The organism is Streptomyces sp. CB01249 (assembly GCF_001905735.1).
Classification (GTDB): Bacteria; Actinomycetota; Actinomycetes; order Streptomycetales; family Streptomycetaceae; genus Streptomyces.
Genome location: NZ_LISW01000001.1, coordinates 433,010 through 449,152, shown reverse-complemented (window position 1 = coordinate 449,152; position 16,143 = coordinate 433,010). Strand labels below are relative to the sequence as shown.

Sequence of the window (16,143 nt, the reverse complement as noted above, 5' to 3'; positions counted from 1 at the left end):
GGCGGCACCCGGGCGCTGAGCGGCAGAGATTCTTGACGGGGGGGGGGCACCGTGACCAAGTGGGACATCGACCCCGGCGGCGTTCGTCGGGTGCTGAAGAAGACCGCCGAGGTGGGCGGCGAATTCAAGACGGAGTTCACGTCGTACAACGACGCTCTGGTGGGGTCGGCCAGTTCGGCGGGCACGATGGTGCTGGGCGGGACCGAGATCCCGAAGGGGGGCGCGTTCGGGCCGGTGGCCCAGGCGTTGCAGGAGTTCCAGCAGCACACACTCAAGGACCTGCAGTTCCTTCCGGTCCGGGCGGCGAAGTCCATGACGGGGGCGCGGCTGGCCACTGAGGCGTACCTCGCGGGCGATCTGGACATGGCGAAGAACAAGCAGGAGCAGTACTCCAAGGCGCCGACCCCGGAGGAGCTGAAGGGGAAGGGCCCGAAGAAGTGATCGACCTGGCGAAGATCCCCTTCTACACCGGGAATCTGGAGGCTCTGGAGAAGCACGCGGCCACGCTGAAGACGACCGCCTCCGACATCCGGACCACGGGCAAGGACGTCCACACGGCCTTCCAGGCGCTGGACCCGGTCTACGACGCCCCGGAGCAGGAGGAGTTGCTCGACTCCACGATTCCGGTACGCGACAAGGCGGACGCGTTCGCGGACAAGCTGGAGTCGGTGAGCGGGGCGCTCTCGGGTTTCGCGACGACGGCCCGGCCGCTGGTGGCCCGGATGAACCGGCTCCGGGAGGACGCGGCGAGGTTCGTCGCGGAGAACAGGGACGACGACGACTGGCAGCAGGACCAGGACAAGATCGACGAGAACGCCCGCCTGGTCCACGAGGTCGGCACGACGTGGGTGGCCTTCCAGGGCGCGGAGCGCGACGCGGCCAACAAGATCACGGCGCTGGTGGGCGGTACGCACTTCGTCGTGGACGACGGTTCGCACAAGGCCGGGATGTACGGCTTCAAGGCGGACGACGTCAAGGACGCCGGTGAGACGCCGTGGGGCACGGTGGACGAGCGCGAGTACACGGGGCTGCGGGCCGCGTGGGAGTGGACGAAGGACAACGTCGGCGGCGCGCTGAAGGGCTTCTTCGTCGACGGGGTCTGGGGCACGATCAAGGGCCTCGGCAGCATGGTCAACGTCTTCGACTGGGACAACTTCAAGAAGACCTGGTCGGGCATCGGTGACGTCTTCGGCGGCATCAGCGCGTATCTGATGACGCCGTACGACTGGGCGATGGACAAGATGTTCGGCCCGGCGGACCACAGCGACACCGACCGCCAGAAGGCGGCCCTGCGCAACTTCGGCAAGTCGCTGGTCGCCTGGGACGAGTGGGGGCACGACCCGTCACGCGCCTTCGGCTCGGTGCTGTTCAACGTGGTGACCATCGGCTCCGGCTCCCTCCTCAAGCTGGGCAAGGCCGGCAAGCTGGGCGTGGTCGCGGACGCCGCGTCGGTGGCGGGCAAGGCGGGCGCGCTGGTCGACCCGATGAGCTACCTCGGCAAGGCGGCGGGCGTCACCAAGATCAAGGTCGGCGACCTGATGGACAGCCTGCGGACGAGTTCCGCGGGCGTGGACGACATGGCCCGTACGGCCCCGACCGGCACGGCCCCCCACCCGACGACGGAGACCCCCGGCCTCCACTACACCGACCACAACGGCAACCCCCGCGTCGTCGGCAACGACGCCGTCATCCGCGACGAACACGGCAACCCCGTACCGGACACCGAGCCGGTCCCGGAGCCCCACAAGAACGAACTCCCGGACACGCACGAGCGCGTCCCGGACCACGAGAAGGTCCTGGAGGGCGCGGGGGGCCCGAGCCACGTCGAGAACTCGGCAAAGCCGCCGCACTCCTCGCCGGAGGGGACGACGCATCACACGTCGCCGTCGACGGGCGGGCATGTGACGGAGCATCCGACGGGGTCGGGGGGCGAGTCCGGTACGGGATCGCACACCGACACGGGTGGCGGCAACAGCGGTGGTGGTTCCGACACCGGCACGCCGGGCGGTGGCGGTGGCCACGGCGACGGAAACAACGGCTCCGGCGGCGACGGCCATGGAGACGGCACACCCGGGGGCGGCGAACGCCCGAACGAACCGCTGCCCGAGTTGACACCGGAGGAACGGGCCGGGCACTGGGGCCACCTCGAGGAGGTGGAGAAGCGGTCCCCGGAGGACTTCGGCGACATGAAATACGACCCCGATCACCGGGGCAAGGTGTCCCCCTCCTCCATGGACGAAGCTCGGGTGGGACTCGACCTGCGGGAGCAGGGGCGCCTCCCGGCGGACATTCAGCGTCCGCCGGGCGCGGACATGGGCGAGTTCTATTCTGCGACCACCGGCAAGTACTATGACATCAAGGGCGTCCATTCCTTCTGGCCACCTTTCAACAACGTGCGGAATCCAGATCTCCTCGCCCGGCCGTTCCCCGGTGCGTACAACCCGGTGAGGGACGTCCAGACATGGACCAACACATTCACCGAACAGATCGATGACCTGGGCCGCGTAGTCGTGATCGACGTGCGGAACGCGAATCAAGCAGCGATCGACAGCATCAAGGACATTGTCAAGAGCCACGGTTGGGAAGATCATGTCATCTGGTACCCCTAGGACTTGGAAGCCGGCCGCTTTTCCCGTCGATCCTGAGGCAACGCACCAATTGCAGGAATGGCTCGCCGAGGACGGTTACAGCCTTTTCGGAATCGAGAACGATTTCCGGGGTGCCGATCTCTCGGGCGGTGATTTCACTCAGGCATGGTTCACCCAGGCGAACCTGACGGGCGTGCGGTTCACGGGTGCGAGCTTCTACCGCGCGGATCTCCAGTCGGCGGACCTCACCGGTGCGGACCTCACGGATGCCGATCTGGTCCGGGCGAATCTCAATGAGGCGGTACTCCGCTCCGCACGCCTCGACGGTGCCGACATGGTCAAAGCGTCGCTGCAGAACGTCGACGCGTCGCAGGCGAGCTTCCGCGGAACCCGGATCATGGCCGCGTCACTGTTCGGCGTCGACCTGAGGGGGGCGGACCTCACCGATGCGGTCCTGGCCCACAACACGTTCAAGGTCATCGTCGATGACACCACCGTGGTACGCGGCCTGACCGGCACGGTCTTCGGGCCGATCACGGTCGTCAGCGGCGATTCCTCCGCCGAAGTGGGCGGCGCGGAATTGGAGGCGTGGGTCAGTGCGCGCGGCGGGCAGGTTGAGGTCCTCCCGCCACACCGGCCGGCACGGTAGGCGGGCCTTGGCAGAAAACGTCCAGGCAGACCCCCGCTTCCGGAATTTCTTCAGGGCGTATCTCGATCTTGAGCGCGGATACGAGAACACCGGCCACCTGCGGCGCACCCTGTGGAGTTTCAGGGAATCGTACGTGGCCCTGATCCGTTCGGGTTTCGAGCAGATCATGTCGGACGGCGATTTCGGGATCGCCGAGTACGAACGGCTGACCGACATCGAGTTCCCCGACCGGGAGACCCTGCACGCCTACCTTCGGGACATGTACGACTACCTGTTCGGCGACGCGCCGGAACAGCCGATGCCCCCGGGTTAGTCCGAGGAAGAGGACCAAGTGGATCAGGAACGGGACCGTGTCGCCGGGCTCGTCCGTGTGATGAACGACCCGGGCGCCCCGCCCATGGAACGGTTTCTGGCGTGCCGGGATCTGACCGAAGAGGGCGAGGCGGCCGGGTTCGAAGCCGTGATCCGGGCGGCCGGTGACCCGGAGGGCACCCCCTGGTACGACTTCTCGATCGACCGGAAGTTCTCCGTGGACAGCACGTTCTCGCAACTGGCGCTGGCCGTGGACGTGAGCCACTACGAGATCGAGGAGAAGGGGACGGCCGCGCTACGCGAAGAGGCGTTCCGCGCGCTCGTGCGGCTCGCCGACACGCAGTACTTCGAGGACCGCCTCGGCGAACTGATCGACAGCGCCACGGTCAGGGCGGCGCTCGGCGAGATCAAGCAAGCCATCGGCCGAGGCGTGCGCGCCCTGGCCGCCGGCGAGAAGCAGCGGTTCGACCTGGCCACCCAACTCGTGGACCTGGCCTGCGCCGTCGCCCCGGTCGACGGGCCCACGTCCGTTGAACTGGCCATGAGCGTGCTACGGGTCAGCTCTTCGGCCCGCACGCTGGAACACGCCGTCATCATCGTCTACCGGGCCGAGGGGCCGGAGATCCGGGAGTTCGGCGAATATCTCACGACGGTCGGCAACGAGCGCGTACGGACAGAAGTCCGCGAGGCGTTCGAAGGCTCGCAGTGACGGAGACACCGGTCCCGTGGCGGCCGGCATCCTTCCCCGCCGACGCGGCGGCAGCCGCCCAGCTACGGGAATGGCTCGATGACACGAGTTACGCCCTGCACGGGGTCGGGCACGACTTCCGGGGCGCCGGTCTCTCGGACGGCGACTTCTCCGGCGCGTGGCTCATCGACGCAGTACTGACTGGCGTGGAACTCGAGTCGGCGTCCTTCTACCGTGCGGACCTCACCGGGGCGGACCTGACCGGGGCCAACCTGGTCGACGCCGACCTCGTCCGGGCGAAGTTCGACCGGGCCGTGCTCCGGTCCGCCCGGCTCGACGGGGCCGACATGGTCAAGGCGTCACTCCACGATGTCGACGCCTCGGGGGCGAGCCTGCGCGGGACGCGCATCATGGGCGCCTCGCTGTACGCCGTGGACCTGCGGGGCGCGGACCTGACGGACGCTGTCCTGTTCCAGAACACGTTCAAGGTCACCGTGGACGACACCACGCTCGTACGCGGCCTCACCGGCACGGCCTTCGGGCCGGTCACGGTGGTCAGCGGCGAGGGCACCCGGAAGCTCACCGGCCCCGATATCGAGGCTTGGATCGCCGAGCGCGGCGGTCAGGTCCGCGTACTCGAACCCCACAACACCCGAAGGACCCCCGCATGACCCAGGACGTCGTCGCACTCACCAAGCGCATGCCCGACTCGCTCAGTGTGCTGGCCGGGTTGCTTGCCGGTGGGCCCGATCTGCGCGTCGGGACCACCGGGGACGGGGCCGTCGTGCAGTTGTGCGACGACGAGGGGCGGCCGCTCGTCTCGGTCGAGGTCCCCCTGTTGATCCAGGTGCCCGGGGAAGCCGTTCGGCTGCTCGGGGCGGAGGCCGCTCCGGAGGGGGACGGGCCCTGGTGGTGGGTCGAGGCGCGGGCCGCTGCCGGGGTCGACCGGGCCGAGGAGCTGGCCGGGGCCTTCGCCGCGCGGCTGACCATGCTGCTCGGCGGCCGGGTCTGGCCGGCCGACGCCCCCGGCACCACCGGCGCCGCCCGCCCCCTCGACGTCTCGGGCATCACGGCCGTGCCCTCCCCCGCCGCCGCGCAGCCCGCCGTCGACATGCTCACCGACAAGGCGGCCGTCGTCATCCAGGACCGCCCGGTCGTCCCCATGACGAGCTGGCTGACGGAGGCGCTGCGGGCCACCGTGGAGAGCGAGCGGTCGCTCCAGGTCGTCACCCCGCCCCACTGCACGCTCTCCCTGCCGACGCGGCTGCTGCTCCAGTCCACCTCTTCGCGCTGGGTCGTCCGGGACGAGCGCTGCGGCTACTACGACGGGCTGACCGGCGCCGTACTGCGCTGGCAGGACGACGCGTTCGCACCGGACCGGCGCGAGGACGGGCAGACCCCGGTGGCGGAGGCGTTCACCGAGGCCGGGCCCACCGGCGAGCGGCAGCTCGTCGTATCGCTCCGGACCGTGCACCGCCCCACCGCCGACCTGGTGCTCGGCGGCGCCCTGGAAGCCGCCTGGGAGGCGCTGACCGGCGCGCCCCCGGCCGGCTGGGGGACCTCGGAGCCGGCAGGGCTCATCTGGTCGCGGCGGCGGCTGACCGACCTGGCGTACGAACGCGCGCCCCGGCCGACCTGGCTGGTGGCCGTGGGCAGCCCGGACCGCCCCGCCGTCGCCACCCTCCAGGTGAACCGCACCTCGGAAGGGGTGGAGGAGGACATCACCCTCGTCCTCGGCTACGGCTCCGACGAGCACCCACCTCTGGACGCGCTGCCGGGGCTCGCCGACGAGCTGGTCACCCGGCACGGGCTGCGGACCATGCTGTGCCAGCTTGGCGAGGGCCGCCGCGACCTGAACGCCCCGCCCCGCTTCGAACGCCCCCCGCTCCCGTACTCCTTCACGCTCGGCTCCGCCGAGGTGACCGAGGTGGGTCGCGACACCGCCGCCCGGACGCCGCTCAAGGAGGCGCCGGTGCGAGTGGGCCCCGGCGGCCGGCCGGGCTACTACTACGCGCTCGGCGACGGCGAGACCGCCGAGGGCTGGACGGCCCTGGAACAGCTGATGCGCCATCTGCGTGGGGCGCCGCCGCTCTAGCGCGCCAGCCCGGGACCGCTTACGGACGATCGGTTAGCGTCCGAAAATGATCAGATTTACGCACAAAACGGCTGTTATGGGTGTGTTGGGTGCGGTGCTCGTCGGCTGCGGCCAGGCGCAGCCGACGAGCACCGCCGTCGAACGGCCGCCCGCCCCTCAGGTCACGGAAAGGGTCACGGAAAGGGCCCCCGTCATGGCCCCCGGCCCCGGCGGGCTGACCCCCGTCTTCACGCGCGGGCCGCAGCGCGCCGCGAAGGTCGTCGCGCTGAGCTTCGACGCCGACATGACGGCCGACGAAGGGCCGCGCGCGGCGGCCGGTGAGCACTTCGACAACCCGGAACTGATCGCCCTGCTGCGCCGCCTGAAGGTGCCCGCGACGGTGTTCATGACCGGGCGCTGGGCCGAGGAGTACCCGGACCAGGCGCGCTCCATCGGCACCGACCCCCTCTTCGAGATCGGCAACCACTCCTACAGCCACTACGCCTTCACGACGCCCTGCTACGGGCTGCCGACCGTCGAGAAGGGCGCGGTGCGCAAGGAGGTCCAGCGGGCCTTCGGGGCGATCCGGGCGACCGGTGCCCGCAATGTCGTGCCGTACTTCCGCTTCCCCGGCGGCTGTTACGACGACGACACGCTGCGCGCCCTCGGGCCGGAGAAGGTGACCGCCGTGCAGTGGGACGTCGTCAGCGGCGACGCCTTCGCGACGGACGCGGACGCCGTCGCCGAGCAGGTGCTCGACGGGGTGCGGTCCGGTTCGCTCGTCGTCATGCACTGCACCCGCAGCGCGGCGCCGGTCACCGCCGAGGCGGTCCGCCAGGTCGTACCGGAGCTACGGAAGCGCGGCTACCGCTTCGTCAGGGTGTCCGAGCTGATGGGCGGCTGAAGCACGTCAGCCGGAGCAGGCCGTGCGCTGGGCCTCCTGCCACTCGCACACCGGGCACAGCGTGATCCCCTTGACCGACTCCGCGTACTCGGTCGGCTTCCGGCACAGCACGCACTCGGCGTACGGCGGCCCCTCGGCCCGCTCCGGCGACTCGGCGGGCGACGTCTCGCAGTAGGAACCCGATTCCTCACTCATACGTACGAGCCTACTCAGCCCCGTACCGAAGTCAGGCGACAGACGAGCGCGAACGCGGCGGCCGTCACGGCGGCGGCCCCGAGCAGCGGGAGCAGCGGTACGTGGACCGTGCCGGTCAGCGAGCCGGTGACCAGGCCCGTCACCGCGTACTTCGCGGGCGATCCGGTGCTGACCAGCGCCAGCAGCGCCACGAGCGCCGTCGCCGCGATGGACCAGCCGCGCCCGTGCAGCAGCGGCCGGCCGCACAGCGCGCCCGCCGCCGCGCCCAGCAGCACGCAGCACGCGGTGGCGACGACTCCGGCGGCCCCGGCGGGCGCCAGGGGCACCCGCACCGCGTGGTCCGTGCTCACCGGGTCGCTGATCGCCAGGACCACGGCGGTGGCGGCCTCGCCCAGCAGCGCGGCGCCGCCCAGCGCGGTGAGCAGGGCCGCCAGATGGGCCTTCGGCTGCCCGCCGGCCGCCGCCGCGACGACCGCCCGGGCGGCGGGCGGCTCCTGGGTGACGCAGACGCGCACAAACCATGCCGTGACCGGGAGCATCCCGGCGGCGGTGTAGCCGAGCGAGTCGAGGACGGGCTGCCCGGAGCGGATGCCGACGGCGAGGAAGGCCAGGTAGAGCAGGACCGGGGCCAGCCAGCGCTGGGACCGTACGAGCAGGTCGGCCTGGTAGCGGATGAGCGCGGTCATGGTGCGGGGTCCCCGTCCGCGATGGGTGGGCGGTGCGGCGCGGGTTCCGGTTCGGGGCGCGCCCCGCGTGCCTGCTCCACGCGCCCGATGTGCCACCGCGGCCGGGCCGAGAGCAGCGCCGCGAGCAGCGCGTCGGAGTGCGTCGCCGGGACCGTGAGGCGGGCCGTTCCGTCGTCGCTCAGGGTGTACGCGGGAGCCCCGGGCAGTCCGGGCGGGAGCGGGGTCCCCGGCGGGGCCGTCGCCTCGATGCGTACGCGGGATTCCCCGGGCGCGAGCGCGGCGGCGGTCAGGCCCAGGCCCTCCACCCGGTACGCGGCGTCGACCTCGCCCGCCAGGCGGCGCGGGTCGTGGTCGACGTAGACCACCGTCGCCCCGGCGGCGACGCGCTCCGCCACCGCCCGGTCAAGCACCTCGCGTGCCTCGGTGTCGAGGCCGGTCCACGCCTCGTCCAGGACCAGGAGTTCCGGTTCGGCGAGGAGCGCCTGGGCGACGGCCACCTTCTGGCTGCTGCCCTTGGAGAGTTCGGCCAGGGGCGTCCGGGCGTGCGCGGCGGCGCCGAACCGGGTGAGCCAGCGGTCCGCCCGGGCGGCCGCCTCCGAGGCGCTCAGCCCGTGGACGCGGCCGAGGTGGACGAGATACCCGGCAGCCGTGAAGGGCAGGGCCGCCGGGAACCGCTCGGGGACGTACGCCGTGCGCGGCCGCCCCGTGACCCGGCCCTCGGAGGGCGCGTCGATCCGGGCCAGCAGCCGCAACAGGGTCGACTTCCCGGTGCCGTTGGCGCCCTCGACGCGGACGAGGGCGCGCGCGGGCAGGGCCAGGTCGACCCCGCGCAGCACCCAGGGACCGGTGAGCCCGTACCGCCGGCCGGCTCCCCGCAGCCGCAGGATCTCCGTACCGGTGCTCAGTGCGACGACGCCTTCTCGGGCTTCAGCTCGCTGGGCCGTACGATCACGAACCCCTGCCCGTCCAGGCGCAGTTGGACGGCCTCGCCCGAACCGCCGCGGATCATCGAGCCGACGCTCTGCGAGCGGTGCAGCGAGGTGTTCAGCTGGGCGCTCCAGCCGACGACGGCGTCCGTGTCCACGAACACCGGCTGCTGCGGGGTGACGGGGATGACGATGGGATACCCGTCGCACATCAGGCCCAGCTTGCCGTGGCCGGTGAAGACGCTGTTGAAGAGGCCGCCCCCGGCCATCCCGGCACCCTTGACGGTCTTTATCTCGTACGAGAGCGAGGCGTCGAAACACAGGACGTTGCGGCCGTTGATGGTGAGGGCGTCGCCCTGCTCCATCTCCACGATGAAGCAGTTCGCGGCCTCGTGGGCGAACCACGCCTCGCCCTGGCCGCGCACGGCCATCAGCGGCAGCCCCTCGCCGGTGACCGCCCGCTTGAGCAGGCCGCCGATGCCTTGGCTCTTGTGCTCGAACTGGAGGTTCCCGCGGAAGGCGACCATCGATCCCTGGCGGGCGTGCATCTCCCCGTTGACCGCGTATTTGATGGATTTGGCGTTCTGCAGGGTCATCCCGGGGACGGTCGCCTGCTCGGCCATGTGCTCGCTGGAAAAGAGATCACTCTTCATGGACGGCATCCTCGCCCGGAGCCTTCCATTCCGCCAAGAACGGTCTCCGGGGCGGCTGGCAGACTGGGCGGGTGAGCAGCAACGACATCCCCGCGTCCCCGTCCGCCGAGCCGGCCGCCGTGCCCGTGGACAGCCCCTTCCGGTCCGAGCGGACGGACCGCGACGAAGCACCCCAGTACGTACTGCCGTTGGTGGTGCACATCGAGAAGGCCGCACCGCCCGCCCGCACCGACGCCCTGCGCACGGCCGCCCGCGCGGTGCTCGTGATGCTGTCCGACGAGCGGTCGGTGGGCGAGGGCGAGTGGGCGCGGGTGATGCGGGACTGGCAGGACGCCCGTATCCGCAAGGTCGTCCGGCGGGCCCGGGGCGCGGAGTGGCGCAAGGCGTCGGCCCTGCCCGGGATCACGGTGACGGGCGAGGAGGCGGAGGTGCGGGTCTTCCCGCCGGTGCCGCTGGACGGCTGGCCGAAGGAGCTGGCCAAGCTCCAGGTCTCGGGCACCGACCTGGACGACCCGGAGCCGCCGGCCGCGCCCGACCCGGGGCACCCGGTGCTCTGGCTCAACCCGGACCTCGGCATGTCGGCCGGCAAGGAGATGGCGCAGGTCGGACACGGGGCGCAGCTCGCCTGGTGGGAGCTGTCGGAGACCGAGCGCAAGGCGTGGCGCGAGGCCGGTTTCCCGCTCGGGGTGGCCACGGCGGAGCCGGGCCGCTGGGCGGCGCTGACGGTGAGCGGGCTGCCGGTCGTCCGGGACGCGGGCTTCACGGAGATCGCCCCGGGCTCGTGCACGGTGGTCGCCGACCACCCGGCGCTGCGACGCCGTCGCTGAAAGGACAGGGACCGGCGGAACCTCAAATGAAGCTCTGAACGTCTCCCCTGCCGGATTCACGACCGCGAACCGGGGTCATCACCCCTGCACGAACCAAAGGGGGAGCAGCATGGGGGACGGTATGAGGCTGGGCATCGGGATCGGCTGGCGGCCGGAGATCGCCGCCGAGGTGGAGGCGCTGCCGGGGCTCGACTGGGTGGAGGCGGTCGCGGAGAACCTCTGCGCCGATCATCTGCCGGACTCACTGGTACGGCTGCGGGAGCGCGGGGTCACCGTGGTGCCGCACGGCGTCTCGCTGGGCCTCGGCGGCGCCGACCGTCCCGACCCGGGGAAGCTCGCGGACCTCGCCGCCCGGGCCACGCTGCTCGGCGCGCCGCTGGTGACCGAGCACATCGCCTTCGTACGGGCGGGCGGGCCGCGCACCGGGTCGCCGGTCCTGGAGGCGGGTCACCTGCTGCCGGTGCCGCGCACCCGGGCGGCGCTGGACGTGCTGTGCGAGAACGTGCGCATCGCGCAGGACGCGCTGCCGGTGCCGCTGGCGCTGGAGAACATCGCGGCGCTGGTCTCCTGGCCGGGCGAGGAGCTGACCGAGGGGCAGTTCCTGGCGGAGCTGGTCGAGCGGACCGGGGTGCGGCTGCTGATCGACGTGGCCAATCTGCACACCAACCACGTGAACCGGGGCGAGGACCCGGCGGCCGCGCTGGACGAGCTGCCGGTGGAGGCCATCGCGTACGTGCATGTGGCGGGCGGGGTCGAGAAGGACGGCGTGTGGCACGACACGCACGCCCACCCGGTGACCGCCCCGGTGCTCGATGTGCTGGCGGAGCTGCGGTCCCGGGTGGACCCGCCGGGGGTGCTGCTGGAGCGCGACGAGGCGTTCCCGCCGCCCGGTGAGCTGGCGGGCGAGCTGGACGCAATCCGGGGCGTGCTGGAGCAGGGCGGGGGCGCCTCGGCGACCTGGTCGGCCCCGGCGGTACCGCCCGCCGTGCCCGTCGCGGAGTCCGTACGGGACGGTGTCGCCGTCGCGCAGACCGCGCTGCTGTCCGCCTTGGTCGCCGGGACGCCCGCGCCGGAGGGGTTCGACCCGAACCGGCTCCGGGTGCAGAGCCGCGCCCTGGCCGCCAAGCGCGCGGACGTCGTGGCCAAGGTGGCGCCCGAGCTGCCGGAGATCCTGGGGGACGGCTACCGGGCGGCGTTCCTCGCGTACGCCGGAGCGCGGCCCATGACATCGGGGTACCGGCGCGACGCCCTGGACTTCGCCGAGCACCTGCTCATCGCGGGCCGCCCGGCGGACGACGCGGCCCGGCGACGGCTGACGCGGTGGTGGCGGGACCGTGCCGCGCCCCGGCCGCCCGGGCGCGCGACCCGGCTGGCCCGGGCCGCCCGCTCCGTGCTGGTGGGGCGGTGACGGGCATGGACGGGATGCTGGTCTTCCTCACGCTCGCGGTGATCGCCTCGTTCACCGTGCTGATCGTCGGCCTGGCCCGCTCCCGCCGGGGGGTGGGCGGTCCGGCGCACGACCTGTCCGAGGTGGCGTTCCTGAACGGCGGGCCCGGCCGGGTGGTCGACACCGCTCTGGCGGCCATGCACGCGGACGGCCGGCTGGCCATCGGCGGACCCGGCATCGTGGCCGTGCTCCGGCCGGTCGCGTACGACCCGGTGGAACGGGCGGTGCTGCACGGACTGGCGGCCGCGCCGAGCGGGTCGCTGGCGGCGCTGCGAGTGGCCGTGATGCGGCATCCTGCGGTGCAGGAGACCGGGGACGGTCTCGCCGCGCGCGGGCTGCTGGCCGCGCCCCGTGCCAGTGTCGTGTGGCGCGTCTGGGGCCTGTTGCAGACGTTTCTGTGCCTCGCGTCGGGTCCGGTCACCATCGGCCTGGCCCTCGCCCGGTTCATGGAGGGCGACGACGGCGCCGACTGGAGCTACCCGTTCGCGGTGGCGATGATCCCGGCCGTCGTCGTCGGTTTCGTGTCCGGCCTGGTCTGCGCGGGGGTGGCCCGGTCCCGGATCACCCGGGCGGGGCGCAGGGCTGCGGCAGAGTTCGGCGCCGCGCACGCCTACCGCACCGACCCGGGGTTCCTGGTGGCGACCCGGGGGCTGCGCGGCGTCGCGGACCCGGGGCTGCGGGCGCACCTGGTCGCGTCCGCCCGGACCCGGCCCAGCGCCTCCTCGTACACCCCGTTCGGCGCCGCGGCGGTGGCGGTCGCGCCGGCCGTGTGGTGCGCGGGGGCGAGCCCGGGCGGCGGCTGCGGCAGCTCCTCGGGCAGCAGCTGCGGCGGGGGCGGCGGGTCGAGCTGCGGGGGCAGCGGATCGAGCTGTGGCGGCGGCAGCAGTTGCGGGGGCAGCGGATCGAGTTGCGGGGGCGGCAGCAGCTGCGGCGGTGGTTCCAGCTGTGGCGGCGGGTCGAGCTGCGGCAGCAGTTCCTGAGACGGCCGTCCACTTACTGGACGAGCTATGGCGCGGCGGGCGGTGCTGGCATAGAACACCGGCATGGTGCCGTTTCTGTTGCTGCTGGTCGCGTGGGGTGCGGCGGGTCTTTCCTGCGCCCGGCTCTGTATCGCGGCGGCCCGCGCGGCCCGGCGGCCGATGGCCGCGACCGGTGCGCCGCGCGGACGGCAACTCACGCTGTACGAGGCGGCGTTCCTGGCGGGCGGGCCCGGCCGGGTCGCCGATCTGGCGCTGGTCTCCATGCATCTGCGGCGCCGGCTGCTGCTGGCCCACACCGGCTGGGCGACGGTCGTGGACCCCGAGGGCCGCGACGAGGTGGAACGTACGGTGATCCGGGCCATAGGGCCGGAGGGCCAGTCGCCGATAGCGCCGGTGCGCGCCTCGGCCGCGGCGGCCGACGCCGTACGCGCGGTGGCCGACCGGCTCGTCGCCGCCGGTCTGGCGGTCCCGCGCGGGGCGGACGTCGCCTCGGCGGTGCGGGCGGTGCGCGGGGCGGCGCTGCTGGTGGCCGCGCTGGGTGCCGCCGCCCTGCTCGCGCCCGGCGCCGGGGGCGCGGCCCTGATGCCGGTGTGGTTCGCGCTGCCGCTGGCGCTGACCCTGGGGTGCCTGGCCATCGCCCGGATCGAGGCGCACCCCTACGGTTCCTGGGCCTCCCCGGCCGGGCAGCGGCTGCTGGCGGCGTGCGCGGTGCCGGGGGACGGTGCGACGGGCGACACGCTGGTGACGGTCGCGGTGCGCGGGGTGGACGCGGTGGACGACCCGGCGCTGCGGGCGGCGCTGACCGGCCGGTCGGGCGTACGGAAGCGGCTGGGCGCCCGCGAATGACGAACGGTGCGGCGCGCAGGAAGCGCGCCGCACCGCTGAGCCGAACCCGGTGTCGCTGGACCGGCGGACGGCACGAGGTGCCGTGGACCCGCCGTCTGATCTTCCGGGTTGGGGTGGTCACAAGCCCGTTCGCTAGGCGAGCCCGGCCACCAGGTCCGCGACCGACTTGCGCCGGCCGGTGAAGAAGGGGACCTCCTCGCGGACGTGCATCCGCGCCTCGGAGGCCCTGAGGTGACGCATCAGGTCCACGATGCGGTACAGCTCGTCCGCCTCGAAGGCCAGCATCCATTCGTAGTCGCCGAGCGAGAACGAGGCGACGGTGTTGGCGCGCACGTCGGGGTAGCCGCGGGCCATCTTGCCGTGGTCGGCGAGCATGCGGCGGCGGTCCTCGTCGGGCAGCAGGTACCAGTCGTACGAGCGCACGAAGGGGTAGACGCTGACGTAGTTGCGCGGCGTCTCGTCGGCGAGGAAAGCCGGGATGTGCGACTTGTTGAACTCGGCGGGGCGGTGCAGCGCCATGTTCGACCAGACCGGCTCCAGGTGGCGGCCGAGCCGGGTGCGGCGGAAGAGGTTGTACGCCTCCTGCAGCTCGTCCGCGGTCTCCGCGTGCCACCAGATCAGGAGATCGGCGTCGGCGCGGAGGCCCGAGACGTCGTACGTGCCTCGGATGGTGATGTCCTTCGCGGCGAGCTGGTCGAACAGCTCCTGGACCTCACCGGCGACGGCCGCGCGGTCCGTGTCGGCGGGCAGGACGTCGCGCAGCTTGAAGACGGACCACAGTGTGTAGCGGATGACGTCGTTGAGGTCCTTGGCCTTCTTGCCGGCGTTCGGAACCTTGCTTGATGTCGCAGTCTCAGGAGCACTCATACGGCTATTGTCCCGCCTCGCTCCGAGTGCCCTGAACCAGGGTCGGCGTGGCGATGATCTCCCCGGTGAGATCCCCGGCGATCTCGTCCGCCGCCCGGTGCGCGCTCGCCACGCAGGCGGGGATGCCGACCCCGTCGTACACCGCGCCGCACACCCGCAGCGCGGGCAGCTTCGCGACCTCGTCTCGGATGCGGGCGACCCGGGTGAGGTGGCCCACCGGGTACTGGGGCAGTCCGCCGATCCACCGGGTGACCTCGGTCGCCACGGGCCGCGCGGTGAGCCCGGTCGCGGCGGCGAGGTCGCGCAGCGATACGCCGACGAGCTCGACGTCCTCGCGGTGCAGGTGCTCCTCCTCGCCGTACCGGCCCACCGAGGTCCGCAGCACGAAGAGGTCCGGGGCCGCGTCCGCGACCCACTGCCACTTGTGCGTGGAGAAGGTGGCGGCCTTGATGGTGTGCCCGTCGACCGGCGGTACGAGGAAGCCGGAGCGCCCGTCGAAGGCCGTGCCGGTGACGTCGGAGCGCCGGAACGCCATGGTGACCAGCGCCATCGACGCGTACTCGACGCCCGCCAGTTCGGCCGAGGCGCCCGGTGACTCGGCGGCGAGCAGCGTGGCGGCGGACCAGGCGGGCACGGCGAGGACGAGGCCGTCGGCGGAGACGACCCCGGTGTCCGTGCGGACGTCCCAGCCGTCGGTGGTGCGGGTCAGGCCCAGCACCGGGGTCTCGGTGAGGATCGCGCCTCCCCCGGCGCGCACGGCGTCCGCGACGGCCCCGGGGAGGGTGCCGATGCCGCCCTCGATGCCTTGGAAGACGGGCCCGGTCTGCTGCCGGGCGGCGGCCCGCTCCTGGAGCCGGGTGACCCCGTCGAGCAGGGAGCCGCCCTCCCGGGCGGCCTCGAAGAGCTGGGGTACGGCGGCGCGCATCGAGATCCGGTAGGCGTCGCCCGCGTACACCCCGCCGAGCAGCGGCTCCACCAGTCGGTCCACAACCTCGCGCCCGAGCCGGTCCGCCACGTACGCGCCGACGGCGACGTCCTCGCCCACGGCCACCGAGGGCAGTTCGCGGTCCTCGGCGATCCGGGCCAGCCCCTCGGCCGACAACACCTCGCCGAGGACGGCCGGGTCGCCCGGGACGCCCATCACATGGCCCTTGGGCATCGGGCGCAGCGCGTCGCGCGTCCACAGCGCGGCGGTGGCCGTGGCGGGCGGCTGGAGGCGGTCGCCGAGGCCCACGGCGCGGGCCAGGGCGACGGCCTCCGGGCGGCGGGCGAGCATGGACTCGGCGCCGAGGTCGACCCGGACACCGGCGACTTCACCGGTCATCAGCTTGCCGCCGAGCCGGTCGGTCGCCTCCAGAACGGTGACCCTCAGCCCGGCGCCGACGAGCCGGTGGGCGGCCGCGAGTCCGGCGATGCCGCCGCCGATGACGACGACGTGGCGGGGGGTCCGGTCCGCGCGGTGTGTGGATGGCTGCATGGCTCCACTCTCTCAAACCGGTTC

General features: G+C 72.7%; 18 protein-coding genes. 12 read left to right on the top strand and 6 right to left on the bottom strand.

Annotation, left to right across the window (positions count from 1 at the left end; genetic code table 11):
- The first annotated feature begins 51 nt into the window (after positions 1–51).
- The 8 genes from AMK18_RS01825 (at position 52) to AMK18_RS01790 (ending at position 7,215) form a co-directional block, all read left to right on the top strand.
- Positions 52–441 (top strand): DUF6507 family protein, encoded by a 390-nt coding sequence (locus tag AMK18_RS01825; RefSeq protein ID WP_018100690.1) that lies wholly within the window; start codon positions 52–54, stop codon positions 439–441.
- Positions 438–2,609, top strand: coding sequence for a hypothetical protein (locus AMK18_RS01820; RefSeq protein WP_241836423.1), 2,172 nt, complete (start codon positions 438–440; stop codon positions 2,607–2,609). The genes AMK18_RS01825 and AMK18_RS01820 overlap by 4 nt, the downstream gene beginning before the upstream one ends.
- Positions 2,610–2,658: 49 nt before the next feature.
- Positions 2,659–3,237: a pentapeptide repeat-containing protein gene (locus AMK18_RS01815; RefSeq protein ID WP_241836422.1), complete on the top strand. Its 579-nt coding sequence runs from the start codon at positions 2,659–2,661 to the stop codon at positions 3,235–3,237.
- A gap of 133 nt (positions 3,238–3,370) precedes the next feature.
- Entirely contained in the window at positions 3,371–3,550 is a 180-nt protein-coding gene (locus tag AMK18_RS01810; protein WP_241836421.1) for a hypothetical protein, read from the top strand.
- A gap of 18 nt (positions 3,551–3,568) precedes the next feature.
- Positions 3,569–4,258 (top strand): hypothetical protein, encoded by a 690-nt coding sequence (locus AMK18_RS01805; protein WP_073861382.1) that lies wholly within the window; start codon positions 3,569–3,571, stop codon positions 4,256–4,258.
- Positions 4,255–4,908, top strand: a complete 654-nt coding sequence (locus AMK18_RS01800; protein WP_073861381.1) for a pentapeptide repeat-containing protein — start codon at positions 4,255–4,257, stop codon at positions 4,906–4,908. Before AMK18_RS01805 ends, AMK18_RS01800 begins: the two co-directional genes overlap by 4 nt.
- On the top strand, positions 4,905–6,332 hold the full coding sequence (locus AMK18_RS01795) for a DUF6177 family protein (RefSeq protein ID WP_073861380.1): 1,428 nt from the start codon (positions 4,905–4,907) through the stop codon (positions 6,330–6,332). The genes AMK18_RS01800 and AMK18_RS01795 overlap by 4 nt, the downstream gene beginning before the upstream one ends.
- A gap of 76 nt (positions 6,333–6,408) precedes the next feature.
- On the top strand, positions 6,409–7,215 hold the full coding sequence (locus AMK18_RS01790; protein ID WP_241836420.1) for a polysaccharide deacetylase family protein: 807 nt from the start codon (positions 6,409–6,411) through the stop codon (positions 7,213–7,215).
- Positions 7,216–7,221: 6 nt separating this feature from the next.
- Here the strand turns inward: AMK18_RS01790 and AMK18_RS01785 are convergent, their stop codons facing one another.
- The 4 genes from AMK18_RS01785 to AMK18_RS01775 all read right to left on the bottom strand — a co-directional run bounded on the left by AMK18_RS01785 (position 7,222) and on the right by AMK18_RS01775 (position 9,675).
- Entirely contained in the window at positions 7,222–7,410 is a 189-nt protein-coding gene (locus tag AMK18_RS01785; RefSeq protein ID WP_073861379.1) for a hypothetical protein, read from the bottom strand.
- A 14-nt stretch (positions 7,411–7,424) separates the two neighbouring features.
- Positions 7,425–8,096, bottom strand: a complete 672-nt coding sequence (locus tag AMK18_RS34320) for an ABC transporter (RefSeq protein WP_107422322.1) — start codon at positions 8,094–8,096, stop codon at positions 7,425–7,427.
- On the bottom strand, positions 8,093–8,932 hold the full coding sequence (locus AMK18_RS34315; protein WP_107422321.1) for an ATP-binding cassette domain-containing protein: 840 nt from the start codon (positions 8,930–8,932) through the stop codon (positions 8,093–8,095). Before AMK18_RS34315 ends, AMK18_RS34320 begins: the two co-directional genes overlap by 4 nt.
- A gap of 65 nt (positions 8,933–8,997) precedes the next feature.
- Positions 8,998–9,675, bottom strand: coding sequence for an AIM24 family protein (locus AMK18_RS01775; protein ID WP_073861378.1), 678 nt, complete (start codon positions 9,673–9,675; stop codon positions 8,998–9,000).
- 71 nt (positions 9,676–9,746) lie between these two features.
- Between AMK18_RS01775 and AMK18_RS01770 the strand changes: the two genes are divergently transcribed.
- The 4 genes from AMK18_RS01770 to AMK18_RS01755 all read left to right on the top strand — a co-directional run bounded on the left by AMK18_RS01770 (position 9,747) and on the right by AMK18_RS01755 (position 13,775).
- Positions 9,747–10,502: a peptidyl-tRNA hydrolase gene (locus AMK18_RS01770; protein ID WP_073861377.1), complete on the top strand. Its 756-nt coding sequence runs from the start codon at positions 9,747–9,749 to the stop codon at positions 10,500–10,502.
- 121 nt (positions 10,503–10,623) lie between these two features.
- Positions 10,624–11,910 (top strand): DUF692 domain-containing protein, encoded by a 1,287-nt coding sequence (locus AMK18_RS01765; RefSeq protein ID WP_073861376.1) that lies wholly within the window; start codon positions 10,624–10,626, stop codon positions 11,908–11,910.
- 5 nt (positions 11,911–11,915) lie between these two features.
- Positions 11,916–12,929 carry a TIGR04222 domain-containing membrane protein gene (locus AMK18_RS01760; RefSeq protein WP_443333213.1) on the top strand — a complete coding sequence of 338 codons (1,014 nt, stop codon included), beginning with the start codon at positions 11,916–11,918 and terminating at the stop codon, positions 12,927–12,929.
- A gap of 63 nt (positions 12,930–12,992) precedes the next feature.
- Positions 12,993–13,775: a TIGR04222 domain-containing membrane protein gene (locus AMK18_RS01755; RefSeq protein WP_073861374.1), complete on the top strand. Its 783-nt coding sequence runs from the start codon at positions 12,993–12,995 to the stop codon at positions 13,773–13,775.
- Positions 13,776–13,907: 132 nt separating this feature from the next.
- Here the strand turns inward: AMK18_RS01755 and hemQ are convergent, their stop codons facing one another.
- Both hemQ and hemG read right to left on the bottom strand, forming a co-directional pair.
- On the bottom strand, positions 13,908–14,642 hold the full coding sequence (gene hemQ, locus AMK18_RS01750; protein ID WP_020487531.1) for a hydrogen peroxide-dependent heme synthase: 735 nt from the start codon (positions 14,640–14,642) through the stop codon (positions 13,908–13,910).
- 4 nt (positions 14,643–14,646) lie between these two features.
- The gene (gene hemG, locus AMK18_RS01745) at positions 14,647–16,119 is read right to left on the bottom strand and encodes a protoporphyrinogen oxidase (RefSeq protein ID WP_073861373.1); all 1,473 of its coding nucleotides are present in this window, start codon (positions 16,117–16,119) and stop codon (positions 14,647–14,649) included.
- Positions 16,120–16,143 lie beyond the last annotated feature (24 nt).

Bases quoted from the DNA above. Each gene is read 5' to 3' on its own strand.
- hemG (WP_073861373.1), bottom strand. From the start codon at position 16,119: ATGCAGCCATCCACACACCGCGCGGACCGGACCCCCCGCCACGTCGTC.
- AMK18_RS01785 (WP_073861379.1), bottom strand. From the start codon at position 7,410: ATGAGTGAGGAATCGGGTTCCTACTGCGAGACGTCGCCCGCCGAGTCG.
- AMK18_RS01790 (WP_241836420.1), top strand. From the start codon at position 6,409: ATGGGTGTGTTGGGTGCGGTGCTCGTCGGCTGCGGCCAGGCGCAGCCG.
- hemQ (WP_020487531.1), bottom strand. From the start codon at position 14,642: ATGAGTGCTCCTGAGACTGCGACATCAAGCAAGGTTCCGAACGCCGGC.
- AMK18_RS01775 (WP_073861378.1), bottom strand. From the start codon at position 9,675: ATGAAGAGTGATCTCTTTTCCAGCGAGCACATGGCCGAGCAGGCGACC.
- AMK18_RS34320 (WP_107422322.1), bottom strand. From the start codon at position 8,096: ATGACCGCGCTCATCCGCTACCAGGCCGACCTGCTCGTACGGTCCCAG.
- AMK18_RS01755 (WP_073861374.1), top strand. From the start codon at position 12,993: ATGGTGCCGTTTCTGTTGCTGCTGGTCGCGTGGGGTGCGGCGGGTCTT.
- AMK18_RS01765 (WP_073861376.1), top strand. From the start codon at position 10,624: ATGAGGCTGGGCATCGGGATCGGCTGGCGGCCGGAGATCGCCGCCGAG.
- AMK18_RS01795 (WP_073861380.1), top strand. From the start codon at position 4,905: ATGACCCAGGACGTCGTCGCACTCACCAAGCGCATGCCCGACTCGCTC.
- AMK18_RS01760 (WP_443333213.1), top strand. From the start codon at position 11,916: ATGGACGGGATGCTGGTCTTCCTCACGCTCGCGGTGATCGCCTCGTTC.